This is a genomic window from Cobetia sp. UIB-001 (assembly GCF_044789135.1).
Classification (GTDB): Bacteria; Pseudomonadota; Gammaproteobacteria; order Pseudomonadales; family Halomonadaceae; genus Cobetia; species Cobetia amphilecti.
Window position 1 is genome coordinate 2,262,992 of record NZ_CP058244.1, and the last position, 14,927, is coordinate 2,277,918.

Sequence of the window (14,927 nt, forward strand, 5' to 3'; positions counted from 1 at the left end):
AACGGAGCCGACTCACATGAATGCCAAGCTCGACGCGCTCAGCGCTCACGACGTTCTCAAGCTCAACGACCTGGGCGGCTACACCGTGCCCACGCGTGGCCTCTACCCCTTCCAGTGGAACTGGGACGCCGCCATCACCGCGCTGGGCTGGCTGGCCGCCGGTGACGAGGCGCGTGCCTGGCGTGAGATCGAGCGCCTGCTGGAAGGTCAGTGGGACAACGGCATGGTGCCGCACATCGTCTTCCACGGTGACGCGGAAACCTACTTCCCAGGGCCGGAAGTCTGGGGCGTCAAGCACAGCCCGTCGACCAGCGCCATCTCCCAGCCGCCGGTGCTGGCCAGCGTCATGAAGCTGCTGTTCGAGGAAGGTCGTGATCGCCGGCTTGCCGAGGAAAAGCTGGCCGCCACCCTGCCCGGCGTCATCCGCTACCACCTGTGGTTCTACCGCGATCGTGATCCGGAACATACCGGCCGCGTGTGCAGCTATCACCCGTGGGAATCGGGCATGGACAACAGCCCCCAGTGGGATGGCCCGCTGGCTGGCGTGCCGCCGGTCGATGCCGAATACGTGCGTCGCGATACCGGGCTGGTCGATCCGTCCGAGCGCCCGCACAAGTACGAATACGATCGCTACATCTATCTGGTGAAGTTCTTCCAGCAGAACGAGCACGACGCCGAGGTGCTGTATCGCGACTGCCCGTACCGCGTCGAGGACATCAGCCTGATCTCCATCCTGCACCGTGGCACGCGCGACCTGATCGCGCTGTGCGAAGAGGATGCCGCCGGTCTGGGGCTGGTCAACACCCACGGCGAGGCGCTCTTCAGCCTCAAGCAGTCGCTGGCGCGCACCGAGGAAGGCGTGCAGGCGCTGTGGAGCGATGAGCTGGGCTGTTTCCTGAGCCGCGATGCGCGTGCCAACGTGCTGCTGGAGCACGTCACCACCGCCGGCATTTTGCCGCTGTTCGCCGGGGTCGCCAGCGGCGCCCAGGCGCAGCGCATGGGCGGTCTGCTCGAGGAATGGCTGGAACAGGCGCCCTTCGGTGTCGCCTCCACCCATCCGGCCAGCACCCGCTTCGAGCCGAAGCGTTACTGGCGCGGACCGAGCTGGCTGCACATCAACTGGATGCTGGCCATCGGCTGCGAGGAATATGGCATGTCCCGCGAGGCCGACCAGATCAAGCAGGCCAGCCAGAAGTGCATCGAGGCCGCCGGCTATTACGAGTACTTCAACTCGGTGACCGGCGAAGGCTGTGGCGGTCGCGACTTCTCCTGGACCGCGGCGATGGACCTCTACTGGCTCAACCCGCTGGAGAGCTTCACCGCCAGCAAGGCGGCAGCCGGCGTCGTGGAGGCTTCCTGATGACTCAGCACGCCTCTCAGAAGCAGTCTCAACAAGCCTCTCCACTGGCGCAGGCACCGCAAAAGGCACCGCTGTCACGCCAGGCAGTACCGCCCATGCCGGCAACGTTCGCCAGCCGCGGCTTTCTGGGCGAGCATATCCGCTCGATCATGGACTTCTATCTGCCCAAGGCGATAGATCATGAGCGCGGTGGCTACTTCCAGGCATGGCGCGACGACGGCACGGTGTATGCGCCCGCCGCGCGTCATCTGGTCAGCAGTACGCGGATGGTCTTCAACTTCGCGATGGAATATCTGCGCAGCGGTGATGAGCAGTGTCTGGCCGCGACCCGTCACGGCATCGACTACCTGCGCGATGTCCATCTCGATCCGCAGACCGGTGGCTATCTGTGGTCGCTGAGTGAGCAAGGCGAGGCAGACCACACCAACCAGTGCTACGGCCTGGCGTTCGTGATGCTGGCCTATGCGACGGCCTGGCGCGCCGGCATCGAGGAGGCCCGCGGCTGGCTCGAGAAGACCCGCGCGCTGATGGAAGACAAGTTCTGGTCGCCGGAGGCGGGGCTCTATGCCGACGAGGCCAGCGCCGATTGGCAGACGCTGTCCGACTACCGTGGCCAGAACGCCAACATGCATGCCTGTGAAGCCATGCTGGCCGCCTTCGAGGCCACCGACGAGGCGCACTATCTGGAGCGGGCCATGACCCTGGCCAGCAACATCTGCCAGCGTCAGGCCGCCAAGGCCGATGGCCTGATCTGGGAGCATTACGATCGCGACTGGAACGTCGACTGGGACTACAACCGCGACGACCCCAGGAACCTCTATCGTCCGTGGGGCTTCCAGCCGGGGCACCTGACGGAATGGGCCAAGCTGCTGCTGATGCTCAAGCGTCATCGCGATGACGACTGGCTGCTGCCGACCGCGCAGCGTCTGTTCGATACCGCCGTGGATCTGGCCTGGGACAGCGAACGCGGCGGCATCTACTACGGCTTCGCGCCGGATGGCACCATCTGCGACGACGACAAGTACTTCTGGGTGCAGGCCGAGAGCCTGGTGGCCGCGGCGCTGCTGCACGAGGCCACCGGCGATTCACACTACGCCGAGTGGTACGAGCGCCTGTGGGGCTACGCCTGGCAGCACTTCATCGACCACCAGCACGGTGCCTGGTATCGCCTTTTGAATGCCGACAACCAGCGCTTCGATGACCTGAAGAGCTCGCCGGGAGCCAAGTGTGACTATCATAGCCTCGGCGCCTGCCATGAGCTGTTGCGCGTGATCACCCGCGACTGACTGCCCGCCGGGCCGTGAATGGCGGCCCGCAGCCAGTCTCGATACTCCTTACACACCCTACACGTTCGATACACCCGACACGTTCGATACACCCGACGACCCGACACGCCGCCTCCCGCGGCGTGTCGGGTCGTTGCGTTGTGGGCGTCTGGTTTCGTGGCAAGAACGACCCGCGCTATTTTTTCGAACACCCTCCGTGTTTCTTTAGAGCACCGCTCCTGACAATACTGGATTGCGCTGACCGCCCCGGCAGAGGGTGGCAGCCGACAGCCGCGGGCATGCCCCGAGGCGCTGCATTCCAGACGTTTCATCAGCTGAAGAAACTACAATAACAAGCGGAGTCCCACATGCCCCTTTCTCAACTCCTGGACTGGCGGTTGCACCTGCTGGTCGTGGTGCTGTCTCTCGGCGCCGAACTGATCGGTATTCTCAAGTTCCCGCTCGGCCCCGGCACCTTGCTGCTGTTGCCGCTGTTCTATGCCTTCATTGCCGCCGTACTGTGCAATCCGCACCTGTTCAGTGGTACCAGGCGCTTCATCCCGCCGGTGGTCAGCGCGGCGGCAGGGCCGGTCATCCTGCTGTCGATCATGCCGTTCATCGCCCGCTTCGGTTCCACCATCGGCCCGGCCATCGAGCAGCTGATCTCGGCGGGTCCGGCGCTGATCCTGCAGGAACTGGGCAATCTGGGCACCATGCTGATCGCGATGCCGATCGCGGTGGTGGTGCTCAAGATGGGCCGTGAGGCGATCGGTGCGACCTACTCCATCGCGCGTGAACCCAATATCGCGATCATCTCCGACAAATACGGCCTCAAGGGCCCGGAAGGCGTCGGCGTGATGGGCGTCTATGTCGTGGGCACCATGTTCGGCACCCTGTGGTTCGCGCTGATGGCGGGCTACCTGACCTCACTGGACATCTTCGACCCGCGTGCACTGGCCATGGCCTGCGGCGTCGGCAGCGGCAGCATGGTGGCGGCGTGTTCCGGCGCCATCGCCGGTGCCCTGCCGGAGATGGGCGAAGAGCTGCTGGCCTTCGCCGGCGCCAGCAACCTGCTGACCTATGCCACCGGCCTCTACGTCTCGCTGTTCATCGCCCTGCCGGTCGCCGAACGCCTGTTCCGCTTCTTCAGCCGCAAGCGGGCCGGCAGCGATGACGCCATGAATGACGAGGAAGCCAAGCTCGCCTCAGACGCGCTGGTTGAAGACCGCCCGGAGAACCAGCTGGGCAAGACAGCCATGGTCGTCGCGGCCGTCTGCGTGGTCGGCTGGGTGGTCAACACCATCAATGGTGCCAGCCTGATCGACGCCGCCCCCGGCATGCTGATCCTGTACGTGATGACCATGCTCGGCCTGCTGGTTGCCCGCGTCATGCCCTTCTACCTGCCGGCCATCGCCTGGGTGTCGCTGGTCAGCATCCTGATGACGCTGCCGTGGTTCCCGGGCAGCGGCTGGATCACCGAGCAGCTGGGCTTCGTCAACTTCCTCGCCATCGTCACGCCGGTGCTCGGCTATGCGGGTCTGGCGCTGAGCAAGCGCGAGTTCAGCATGTTCCGCCAGGCGGGCTGGAAGCTGGTGATCATCTCGCTGCTGGTCTTCACTGGCACCTATATCGGCTCGGCGGTCGTGGCTCAGGCACTGCTCTGATCACGCGGGCTTCGGGCTGTACCTTTCGCATTACCTTTCGCTTCTCACTTTGCTACCCCCTTCTCATCACTTTCACGCCGGCACTCCAGGGTGCCGGTTTCCACAGGAATTCAGCATGCAACTACCCGACAAGATCGACGAGGCACTGCTGCGCAGCTGGCGTCATGAGTTTCATCAGTATCCCGAGACGGCCTTCGAGGAGCACCGCACCTCGGCGCGCGTCGCCGAGATCCTGCGTGCAGCGGGCCTGGAAGTCACCACGGGACTCGCCGAGACCGGCGTGATCGCGGTGCTCGACGGCAAGCTGGGCAAGGGCCAGACCATCGGCCTGCGCGCCGACATGGATGCGCTGGATGTCACCGAGGCCAACGCTGTCTCACATTGCTCGCACACGCCGGGCAAGATGCATGCCTGCGGCCATGATGGCCACACCACCATGCTGCTGGGCGCGGCCTGTGAACTGGCGCGCGACCCGGACTTTGCCGGCCGCGTGGTGTTCGTGTTCCAGCCGGCCGAGGAGAACGAAGGCGGCGGGCGCCGCATGGTCGAGGACGGCCTGTTCGAGCAGTTCCCGATGGATGCCATCTATGGCCTGCACAACTGGCCGGGGCTGGCGCTCGGCGAGGCGGCGGTGCATGAAGAGGCGGTGATGGCGGCCTTCGATGTCTTCACCCTGACCCTGAGCGGTCACGGCTGCCACGCCGCCATGCCGCATCTGGGCAAGGACACCATCCTGGCGGCCTGTCAGCTGGTGACCCAGCTGCAGGGGCTGATCAGCCGCGAGACGCCGGCGCATCAGACCGCGATTCTCAGCATCACCCAGTTCCATGCCGGCGACGCCTTCAACGTGATGCCGGAAGAGGTCGAACTGCGCGGCACCCTGCGCTGCTTTGACCCGGCACTGCGCGCGCATCTGCAGCAGCGCTTCCATGACGCCGTCGATGCCATGGCGACCTTCCACGGTCTCAAGGTCAACTTCGACTATCAGCCACGCTATCCCGCGACCCTCAATGCACCCGGCCATGCCGAACGCTGCGCCAGCGTTCTCGAGCAGCTGCCGAGCATCCAGCGGGTCCATCGTGATCTGCCGCCCTCGATGGCCTCGGAAGACTTCGCCTATCTGCTGCAGGAATGTCCGGGTGCCTATATCTGGCTGGGCAACGGCGAAGACAGTGCCTCGCTGCACAACCCGCACTACGACTTCAATGATGCTGCCACGCCCATCGGCGTCAGCTACTGGACGTCGCTGGTGCGTCAGCTGCTGGCCGCCGCCTGAGGCCAGGTGAACAAACCCTCGAAGGATGCTCAGCATGAAGATCTGCGTGATTGGCGATGCGCCCATTGGCACTCGGGCCATACAGACGCTTGCGCATGCCGGAATTGAGGGCGTCATGGCAGTGGCAGCGCCCGAGGGGCAAGTCGCGAGTCATTCGTCCTTCAGCGCCGAGGTCTACCTGATGGCGCTGGCCACATCGCAACAGGTGCAGAAGGTACTGACGGGCAAGCAAGGCCTGCTGCGCAGGGCGCCGCCCGGCAGTACCGTGATCGATCTATGCAGTGGTGACGTCACGCTCAGCCGCGAACTGGCCGTGCAGACACGCCTTGCCGGCCATCACTGGCTGGAAGCGGCCACCAGTCGCAATCCGGCCGATGAGGCCAATGATAGCCTGACGCTGTTGATCGGCAGTGATGAGGCGACAGTGACGCGCATGACAGCGCTGCTCGACATCATCAGCACGCAGCATCTGCACGTCGGGGACGCCGGCTGTGGCCATGCCGCCGCCCTGGCCAGCGATTATCTGCATGCCGCGCACCTGATCACCACTGCCGAGGCGGTCGCCATGGCCTATCGCGCGGGCGTGACACCCCAGGCGTGCATCGATGCCATCAACCTGGGCGCCGGGCGTAGTGCCGTGAGCGAGGTGAATTTTCCGCGCTGGGTGCTGCCGGGCCGCTATGACTCGGGGATCTCCACCGGTCAGCTGCGCCGTGACCTGCGCCTGGCACGCAGTTTCGTCACCACGCTCAACCTGCCGGAAGGCTTGATGAAGGCGGTCTTCGAGCGCTGTCAGCCACCCGAGCTGTGTCCGGCGGACGAGGATGATCTCCATCATCTGTGCGATCGCTGGCTGAGCAAGGTGCCCGCTCAGCTGCACCCGCCGCGACTGACCCAAACCAGATCCCCTAGACCCCAAGCCCTTGCTATCAGCGCGCTGCCTGACGCGGACCACTGAACGCCGCGATCCAGCGTTCAAGATGGCGCAGCAGCTGCAGGCTGGCACGCGGCATGCGCCGCCCGACCCGCGTGATGATATGTGCGCGGGCCTGGCGGAAGCTGGCGCACTCCACATCCCGCGCGATCAACACGCCTTCCTGAAGCTCACGCGCCGCGGCGAAGGCCGGCAAGAGCGTGATGCACAGTTCGGAGCGCGCCGCTTGCTTGAGCACTTCCATGGAATTGGTCTGCACCACCATATGCGGGCGCACTCCTGCCTCACGAAACCCATCGTCCATCAGCTGACGCACGCCGTGGCTCGGCCCCCACAGCGCCATGGGATGCTGTGCCACTTCCTCGAGCGTCAGCGCATGGGACTCGCTCGCCAGCGGATGCTCCGGTGACATGATGGCCACCAGCGGCTGCGGGCTCGAATGCCAGAAGCGCAGCTGGGGATGGACCCGCTCGTGATACATCAGGCCGATATCCGCCTCATCCTCGATCACGCTGTCGATGATGCTCTGCATGCTACCGGTATCGACCTTGAGCGTGATGCCGGGGTACTGCTTGCGAAAGGCCCGCAGCGGGCTGTTGATGATGTCGCCGACGAAGCCTTCGCCGATGATCAGGCGAATTTCCCCGGTTTCCAGCCGCTGATAGGCATCGAGGCGCTCGCCGAGGTTCTGGTCGAGCTTCTCTCGCTGCAGGATGTAATCCAGCAGCATCTCGCCGACCCGCGTCGGCTGCACGCCGTCACGGGTACGCTCGATGAGCGAGGCGGCCATGGCCTCTTCCAGCAGACCTATCTGACGACTGACAGCTGAAGGGGCGATGTTCAGACGCGCGGCGGCACGCCGGATGGAGCCGGCTTCGACGGTGACCTGAAAATAGACGAGACGCTGATGCGGGATATCCATGAGGCGCTCTGCAAAGGATGGGAGAGTGGCTAAGAAAAGCGGAGAGTCTTCACACAAGACGCAGCCAGCAGAGTACCCGATATTCGAGCGCCTCGGGCAGCGCGCGGTTGAACTCATCCTCCCTCAACGCCATATCAGAATGAATCGCCTCCTCGCCTCTCCTCCTCTTCATGACAGTTCTCACAGCTCTCGGCGCTGTGACACGAGGGCAGACGATCAGCGTCGCGAGCTGACCGAATGGAGGGGCAGACACAAGCGCCATTCTGAAGCCAGTGCGCGAATAGGCTAAGATGGACCATCGCTTCACTGACTGTGCCTGCGTGACAAACCACACAGTCCCAAAAACAAGGAGATTCAATATGCTGACCATCTCCAATTCGGTAGCGCTGGCCGACTGGGAAATCGACCTCACCCAGATTCGCGCCCAGGGCAATGGCGGCCAGAACGTCAACAAGGTCGCCTCCGCCGTCCACCTGCGCTTCGATGTGCAGCGCTCGACGCTGCCCGGCTTCTACAAGGAGCGCCTGATGCAGCTGTCGGACCAGCGCATCAGCAAGGAAGGCGTCATCATCATCAAGGCGCAGAGCCATCGCACCCTCGAGCTGAACAAGGAAGATGCGCTGGCCCGCCTCAAGGCGATGATTCTGGAAGCCGTCAAGGTACAGAAGGCGCGCCGTGCGACAGCGCCCAGTAAGGGGGCCAAGCGTCGCCGGGTCGACAGCAAGACGCGCAAGGGCAAGATCAAGGCCATGCGCGGCAAGGTACAGGACTGACCCCGCCACAGGCGGCGGCCAGCTCACAGCTCACGTCAGGGGCGACAATTCATGCGCAACATCATCAGCTCGGCCGTGCTGGGCGGCCTGCTGGCCGTGGGAATGGTCTGGAGTGGCAGCTATCTCAAGCAGGCCGCGCAGGTGTGGGAATCTTCCAGCCGCGTGGTCACGGTCAAGGGGCTCGCGGAGCGTGAGGTCAAGGCCGACCTGGCCCTCTGGCCGCTGCACTTCAGCGTCAATGCCAATCAGCTGACCGGCCTTCATGAGGCGCTGGCCAATGATGAGCGCAAGATTCGCGCCTTTCTGACCGCCCGGGGCTTCCCCGCCGACCAGGTCAGCGTGACCTCACCCCAGGTGACTGACCTCTACGCCAACAGCTACAACGCCCAGCGTCCGGATGAGCGCTATCGCGCCGAAGCCACGGTGCTGGTGCGCTCGCCCAAGGTCGACCTCGTCAAGCAGAGTGCCTCACTGACCGGTGAGCTGGTGCGCGAGGGTATCCTGCTCTCGGCTGACTATGCCTATCGCACCGAATTCCTGTTCACGGGGCTTGAAGCCATCAAGCCCGACATGATCGCGGCCGCGACCGCGGATGCCCGGCGCGCCGCCCAGCAGTTCGCAGAGGATTCCGGCAGCACGGTCGGCCACATCAAGCATGCCAGCCAGGGCTATTTCTCGATCTCGGATCTCGACAGCTATACCCCTGACATCAAGAACGTCAGAGTCGTGACCACCATCGACTACACCCTGAGCCATTGATCACCTCTCGACAGCCCCCTTCTTCGCCGTATGGAGCCCCCATGTCCGACACCCCGCTGAGCAAGACCCAGACGAGCTTCTATCGACGCCTGTTCGTGGCCCACCTCATCGCGCATGACATCGCCAGCGTACCGGCCATCATCGCGGCCACCGGCATGCCGCGGCGCACCGCCCAGGACACCATCACCGCCCTGGGTGAGCTCGAGATCGTCTGTGAATTCCAGCGCGAGGAAGGCCAGCGCAACAACATCGGCCACTACGTGATTCGTGACTGGGGGCCGATCAATGCCCAGTGGGTCGCCGACAACGCCGAGCGCCTGCAGAAGGCGCTGGGCTATGCGTGAGAGGCGCAAGCTTGATCGAACAACCAGGGCCGAGAAATGACGGTCGCGGGATGAGGATCGAGAAGTGAAGGTCGAGAGATGACCGCCGAGATTCTGAACAGTGCCGTTCAGCACGGCGTGATCGCCGTGCTGATCCAGCTGGCGCTATGGCCGCTGTTTGGCGTGTGGTCAGCAGGCGCCATCGCCGTGGCCCTGTTTGTGGGCCGCGAGATTGCTCAGCACGAATACAAGGGCGACGGCCCCAAGGCAGAGAGCTGGGACTACGGCCTGCTGCAACACTGGAATCTGGATTCCTGTCTCGATGTCGCCCTGCCGCTGCTCTGCTGTGTAAGCCTGGCCAGTACGGTCTGGGCGCTCAGCCGCTATCGGGCCAGAACATGACCCTGCGCGCGCCTTGCGAATAAATGAGTCGCGCACATGCACGGCGAAGAGCAGATGCACGGCGAAGAGCAGATGCACGGCGAAGAGCAGATGCACGGCGAAGAGTGAACGTCGTAAAAAGCCTGTACCGCAAAAGCCCGTGCAGCAACAGTGTGCGCCGTAAAAAGTGAAAAACCTGCGCAGTCTTCTCTGAACGGCTCCCCTTCCCCAGTGCTGCGTTCTACCCTTCCTTGCCCTGCTGGTTTTTCTTGTCTTTATAGTCTTACTGGCTGTCTTTCTGGCTGTCTCGCTAGCCCTGCGCTCGCCTGTCTCTTGCCTACATCTGGCCTGCTTTTCACCTCAGCACGGCGCAACGACATTCGCTGAAGAGCGTCGCCTCAAGCATCATCAGCCAACGGCAACGCTGGTGACACTGCGCCGTGCGGCGCCCGACGCAGTGGCGGAAGGCGCAGAGGCTGCGCGACGACGTAGCGGATGTCGGGCGCGATCCTGCAGGTAGGCCGAGAGCGTTTCCGGGCGAATGCCGGGATGCTGGAAGACGTAATCCTCGGTGATGATCGACAGAAATTCAGCACTGCGTGCACCCGCGACCTCAAACCCCAGGATGAAATGCCGCGACTGAGAGACCTCGAAGCAGTAGTTCTCGGCGGCCACCGCGCAGGTCTGCACCACATAGCCTCCGCCCAGCTGTTCTCTGAGGATGGATCGTTCGGGATTGAATCGAGATGCCGTGTAAATGTCTATGATTTTCATTATCACCCCCAATATCGACTGGCGCAGTATATACGAAAACTCTAATACTTACATGCTTAGAGAACTCATCCTGCCTGCCCCGCCCTTCGAACCGACAGAAAATTGATCCACATCAACTCAATCGGCAGCGTTTTCAGGGCCATATGTCAGAGGCATCTGCCTGGATCAACACAAAAGAACTTGCGCGAGCACAGTGCTGATTGAGCTGAGGCGCCAGGAAAGTGAGCAATACGGGCAAAGGCGAGATGCGTGAGGCAGGCTGGTGGTCGCAAGAAGGGAAATGAGAAGCGGAAAATGAAAAGAAGAGCGCAGAGCGAACAGTAAAGAGGCAGGTATCTTTCGGACATGCGAAAACGCAAAAAGGCCATCCGTTTCCGGATGGCCTTTTCACTTGAATCTGGTCGGGACGACAGGATTCGAACCTGCGACCTCTGCAACCCCATTGCAGCGCGCTACCAAGCTGCGCCACGTCCCGACAGTGTCCGGAAGAGCTTCCCCCTCAAGACGAGACGTAATGTACCGCATTGATCTCAAAAAGAAAAGCAGGAATCTCACATTTCTTTACCTGCGTCGTGATCTGGTGTCGCAGTGACACCTGAATCCGCCGTCGGCATTGCAAAATGCCCGGGTGCGACGCATGTTCATGAAGCAGGCATTCATTGCGCACCTTCGAATGCAGCGCCCCATGAACGACAATCGTCCTGAGGAGTTCACGACTGATGATCCAATTCACGCTTACCACCACGCTAAAAGGCGGCACCAGCGTCAGCGGTGACCCCATCAAGGTCAGCGCCGACAGCCCCCCTGCCGCCGGCAGCCAGATCACCAAGGGGCAATGGCCGGCACTCGATGCCCTGTCACCCAACTTTCCGGTGACAGTCACGGGAGTCGAAGAGGATGACGATGGCAATACCCTCGTGCGCCTCAAGGAAGCCGACAGTCCGGATGCCAACGACCCCGACAGCTACCGCTACACGCCCTGGAAGTAACGGAGCGGTGACGCAAATCACTGGGAAGGGATCAGGAGTTATCGCGCCAGCGTCGAACAGGCAATATATTGCGGATCACGCGCAAGATCGACCCACGCCATTGCGCACAGTGGTGAATGAGGCATTTTTAACCCGCCATGCGTTAGCATAGGGTTTGCGCGCCTTTCGTTGGCTCTGGCGAGCTGTGGCTGATGATGAGGTGGTGTATCATCCGCCTTTCCCGGTTGGTGCCTGGCGTGCACTGACATCTCGATGCCCGAGGTCACATGGTCAGCCCATTGAAATTGATAGTTACCTCCTGGCGTTGGCTGGTCGGCAAGAGCGGCTCCGCCCGCGAGATACTCCATCATGGCTTTCTCGTTTCCGCTGTCTTCATCGGGTTGATTTCGGCCCTCTTCAACTCCCTGTTTGACCTCACCCTGCCGGCGTACAACATCGTGCTGGTCATCACCAGCGCGTTCATCGCCCTGATGTGGTATCGCTCGCGCTTTCATGGTGAGTTCCAGCGCATGGCCTGGCTGTTCTGTGCGCTGGTCACCTTCGTGATGCTGCCGGGCAACTGGCTGTTCAATCATGGCGCGACCGGCCCGACCCTGCTGTTCTACCTGATGGCGTCGGCCTATGTGCTGGCGGTACTGCCCGCCAATCCCAGACGCCGAGGCATCATCATCATCGGCCTGATGTTCATGCCGTGGGCACTGCTGGCCTTTGAGCATGCAAGGCCAGGGCTGGTCAGCAGCTATGCTACCGAAGGCATGCGCTTTCTCGATATGGGCTTCAGCTACACGCTGGCCTTCGGGCTGCTCAGCGTGGTGATCGCAGGCTATGCCCGACGCATCCATGAAGAGCGCGATATCGCCAATGCCTATGCGGCACGGCTCGAGCGCCTCAGTCTGCTGGACAGCCTGACCGGCCTCTACAATCACCGCGCCATCCATGAACAGGCCGAAGCCTGGATCAGGCGTTCGCAAAGCGCCTGCCTGCTGATCTGCGATCTGGATCACTTCAAGATGATCAATGACAACCACGGGCACCCGTATGGCGACACGGTACTGGAAGAGTTCTCACGCCATGTCAGCCAGCTGACGCAGGAGTTCTCGGGGGAAGCGGGACGCTATGGCGGCGAGGAGTTCATGATCCTGATCCCCGGCACCCTGGCGACGGCTCGCCAGTTCGACAGATGCCTGCGGGAGCGCTGCGAAGCCTCGCCCCTGCTGCACGGCGTGATCCTCTTCAGCACCGGCGCCAGCGAATTGCACTCCGACGACACCCTGTCGAGCTGGGTCAAGCGCAGCGATGACGCCCTCTACCACGCCAAGGAAAATGGCCGAGGCCGCCTGATGGTCGACAAGGACCTTAGCGTCATCTGAGCCGCGGCAGCTCCGGCTGAGCCATCCCCAACGACAACGCCCCCGCAAGCATGGCTTGCGGGGGCGTTTCGTGTACCGCATGACATCAAGCAAACGCTATCGCTCAGCGCTCGCCCTTCAGCCACTCGAGGTTGATCTCGTGCTGGCCGTTGTCATCGGTGATGAAGATGGTGCCTTCGGAGATCATCACGGTCCACTTGATGTTGCGTGGCAGCGAATCGGTGATGGCGTCCAGCGAACCTTCCGGTACGGCCGCGATGTTGAGGTTGGAAAGCCCCGCCACCGCCGGCACGACCTTGGTTTCCCACACGCGCAGGCTGCCATAGGCCAGCAGCGAGGTACGCTCGGTGCGTCGCGAGCACCAGGTCAGGCGCTCGGCATCCGGCTGACCGACTTCGATCCAGTGCAAGACACGGCCATCGAGGCTCTTTTCCCACAGCGCCGGCTCATCGACATCGGACAGGCCGCGACCGAACGCGATGTTCTCGCTGTACCACAGGGCGTGGCCCAGCAGGCGCACGCAGAGACGCAGTTCGGTTTCGGAGGGATGACGAGCCACGGTGAAGCGCAGGGTCTCGTAGACGCCGCGGTCCAGGTCGGTCAGCGACAGATCCACCTTGTAAGGCGTGGAAGACAGGGCCATGAAAATCTCTTCTTGAAAAGGCAGACGTCTTGGAAAGGCGATGGCAGGCAGTCACTCTGCCGATAAAGCACCATGCTCCTCGACTGAACCACGCGCATGACAATGCAAGCGCGTGGGTGCGGAGCGCAGAGTCTACCCTAGCCGGGCCCTGAACGCCCGACTCCTGCCTGGCGCGCGCCCTCAGGCGAGGTGACGCGCCACCAGGGCATCGATGGCATCAATGGAATCGATATCGCTCAGGCTTTCGCGCACCATGATCAGCTCGCGCCCGAGCGCCAGCGCCCGCCGCTCGGCACGCGCGCGGGTGGCCTCGTCGCTGATGGATTCGAGTTCTAGAATATGCGCAAGCCCCACGGTGCGGCGGATCAGCTCACAGCCGGCGTAGCCGAGTGCGTCACGCAACATGCGAGCCAACAGACGCTCTGCCACGCCCGGCGCAGCGAAGCTGGCATCCGGCGTGTCGGCGGCCTGCTCACGATACTCACGAGCGAAGCTTTCCCAGCTGGCGACCGCCTGGGCACGCAGCTGCGCCACGTAGTCACGCTTGTCGCCCTGCTCGCCCTCAAGCTCGGTATGTGCACAGGCCGCCAGCCACAGTGCCGCCAGCCAGCTGCCGATATCGAAGCCCGCCGGGCCGAAGAAGCCGAATTCGGGATCGATGACCTTGGTGCTGTCTTCAAGCACGAAGATCGAGCCGGCATGCAGATCACCATGCAGCAGCGCCTCGGGTGCGGACAGGAAACGCTGCTTGAGCTCGGCCACTTCGACCTTCAGGGCGGCGTCCTGCCACAGGGCTTCGGCATCCGCGCGCAGCGCCGGATTGATGCTGTTGCGCTCGTGATCACAGAACGGATCGATGAAGAACAGGTCTTCGGTGATCTTGCACTGATCGGGATTGATGAAGCGTGCGACGCGCGCCTTCTTGTCGTGGGCATCGAGTGCCAGATCGCTGCTGCGATACAGCGTGGTGGCCAGAAAACGTCCCATCTGCTCGCCCAGCCGCGGCAATGACGCACGCTCCAGGAAGGCATGGCGCAGATTGCGGTGATCGCCGATATCTTCCATCACGATCGCCGAGCGAGCTTCATCGAAATGATGAAGCGCCGGTACCAGGTCCGGCGCGCAGTCGGCCTCGAATTGCAGGGTTTCCGCCTCGATGCGCACACGCACCAGCGACAGCGGCCAGCTTTCACCGATGATGCGCACCCAGGGCAGGCCCTGCTTGACGATCACCGAGGCGGAGCGGTCCGGCGTGCAGACGCGATAGACATAGTTGATGTTGCCATCGCCGATCTCTTCGACCTGAAGTTCTTCAGCGGTCGCGAAGGCCGGATAGCGTGCGCCGACGTGCTGGCGCGCGAAGGCGATCACATCCGCATCATCGCGAAACTGATAGTCGATGGAGGGTGCAGTGCTAGCGGTGGAGTCTTGAGCAGTCATGGCAGGTCTCAGCGCTGAGTCATGAAGTCGCCGGCCTCGGTGGCGCTTGGCGTG

Annotated in this window: 15 protein-coding genes and 1 tRNA gene; 11 read left to right on the forward strand and 5 right to left on the reverse strand. The window is 62.9% G+C overall.

All coding sequences use genetic code 11. The features are described from left to right. Positions 1–16 precede the first annotated feature (16 nt). From HA399_RS09470 to HA399_RS09490, 5 genes are all read left to right on the forward strand, one after another. A complete protein-coding gene (locus HA399_RS09470) occupies positions 17–1,360 on the forward strand; it encodes an MGH1-like glycoside hydrolase domain-containing protein (RefSeq protein WP_404324778.1) in 1,344 nt (447 codons plus the stop codon). Further along, complete coding sequence (locus HA399_RS09475; protein ID WP_404324779.1) at positions 1,360–2,646, forward strand: AGE family epimerase/isomerase; 1,287 nt, start codon at positions 1,360–1,362, stop codon at positions 2,644–2,646. Before HA399_RS09470 ends, HA399_RS09475 begins: the two co-directional genes overlap by 1 nt. Before the next feature lie 347 nt (positions 2,647–2,993). Then, positions 2,994–4,289 (forward strand): DUF3100 domain-containing protein, encoded by a 1,296-nt coding sequence (locus HA399_RS09480; protein WP_131432168.1) that lies wholly within the window; start codon positions 2,994–2,996, stop codon positions 4,287–4,289. A gap of 115 nt (positions 4,290–4,404) precedes the next feature. Beyond that, positions 4,405–5,565: a M20 aminoacylase family protein gene (locus tag HA399_RS09485; RefSeq protein WP_404324780.1), complete on the forward strand. Its 1,161-nt coding sequence runs from the start codon at positions 4,405–4,407 to the stop codon at positions 5,563–5,565. Positions 5,566–5,599: 34 nt separating this feature from the next. Beyond that, a complete protein-coding gene (locus HA399_RS09490; RefSeq protein ID WP_404324781.1) occupies positions 5,600–6,523 on the forward strand; it encodes an NAD(P)-dependent oxidoreductase in 924 nt (307 codons plus the stop codon). Here the strand turns inward: HA399_RS09490 and HA399_RS09495 are convergent. After that, positions 6,495–7,421 carry a LysR family transcriptional regulator gene (locus tag HA399_RS09495; protein ID WP_404324782.1) on the reverse strand — a complete coding sequence of 309 codons (927 nt, stop codon included), beginning with the start codon at positions 7,419–7,421 and terminating at the stop codon, positions 6,495–6,497. The two genes, HA399_RS09490 and HA399_RS09495, sit on opposite strands and share 29 nt — an antisense overlap. Positions 7,422–7,780: 359 nt before the next feature. On the opposite strand from HA399_RS09495, the gene arfB reads away from it, so the two are divergent. The 4 genes from arfB to HA399_RS09515 all read left to right on the forward strand — a co-directional run bounded on the left by arfB (position 7,781) and on the right by HA399_RS09515 (position 9,678). Further along, positions 7,781–8,194: an alternative ribosome rescue aminoacyl-tRNA hydrolase ArfB gene (gene arfB, locus HA399_RS09500; protein ID WP_043334927.1), complete on the forward strand. Its 414-nt coding sequence runs from the start codon at positions 7,781–7,783 to the stop codon at positions 8,192–8,194. 51 nt (positions 8,195–8,245) lie between these two features. After that, positions 8,246–8,953, forward strand: coding sequence for an SIMPL domain-containing protein (locus HA399_RS09505; protein ID WP_131432172.1), 708 nt, complete (start codon positions 8,246–8,248; stop codon positions 8,951–8,953). Positions 8,954–8,994: 41 nt separating this feature from the next. Then, a complete protein-coding gene (locus HA399_RS09510; RefSeq protein WP_043336855.1) occupies positions 8,995–9,297 on the forward strand; it encodes a helix-turn-helix domain-containing protein in 303 nt (100 codons plus the stop codon). A 78-nt stretch (positions 9,298–9,375) separates the two neighbouring features. Beyond that, entirely contained in the window at positions 9,376–9,678 is a 303-nt protein-coding gene (locus tag HA399_RS09515) for a hypothetical protein (protein WP_404324783.1), read from the forward strand. 387 nt (positions 9,679–10,065) lie between these two features. Here the strand turns inward: HA399_RS09515 and HA399_RS09520 are convergent, their stop codons facing one another. Both HA399_RS09520 and HA399_RS09525 read right to left on the reverse strand, forming a co-directional pair. Continuing rightward, complete coding sequence (locus tag HA399_RS09520) at positions 10,066–10,350, reverse strand: hypothetical protein (RefSeq protein WP_404324784.1); 285 nt, start codon at positions 10,348–10,350, stop codon at positions 10,066–10,068. A gap of 479 nt (positions 10,351–10,829) precedes the next feature. Continuing rightward, a tRNA-Pro gene (locus tag HA399_RS09525) sits at positions 10,830–10,906 on the reverse strand. A gap of 244 nt (positions 10,907–11,150) precedes the next feature. On the opposite strand from HA399_RS09525, the gene HA399_RS09530 reads away from it, so the two are divergent. Together HA399_RS09530 and HA399_RS09535 are read left to right on the forward strand one after the other, a co-directional pair. After that, positions 11,151–11,420, forward strand: coding sequence for a hypothetical protein (locus HA399_RS09530; RefSeq protein WP_404324785.1), 270 nt, complete (start codon positions 11,151–11,153; stop codon positions 11,418–11,420). A gap of 278 nt (positions 11,421–11,698) precedes the next feature. Continuing rightward, a complete protein-coding gene (locus HA399_RS09535; RefSeq protein WP_404324786.1) occupies positions 11,699–12,790 on the forward strand; it encodes a GGDEF domain-containing protein in 1,092 nt (363 codons plus the stop codon). Positions 12,791–12,893: 103 nt separating this feature from the next. Here the strand turns inward: HA399_RS09535 and HA399_RS09540 are convergent, their stop codons facing one another. Both HA399_RS09540 and mtnK read right to left on the reverse strand, forming a co-directional pair. Then, on the reverse strand, positions 12,894–13,433 hold the full coding sequence (locus HA399_RS09540; protein ID WP_404324787.1) for a YaeQ family protein: 540 nt from the start codon (positions 13,431–13,433) through the stop codon (positions 12,894–12,896). Between the two features lie 180 nt (positions 13,434–13,613). Beyond that, positions 13,614–14,873: an S-methyl-5-thioribose kinase gene (mtnK, locus tag HA399_RS09545; protein WP_404324788.1), complete on the reverse strand. Its 1,260-nt coding sequence runs from the start codon at positions 14,871–14,873 to the stop codon at positions 13,614–13,616. Positions 14,874–14,927 lie beyond the last annotated feature (54 nt).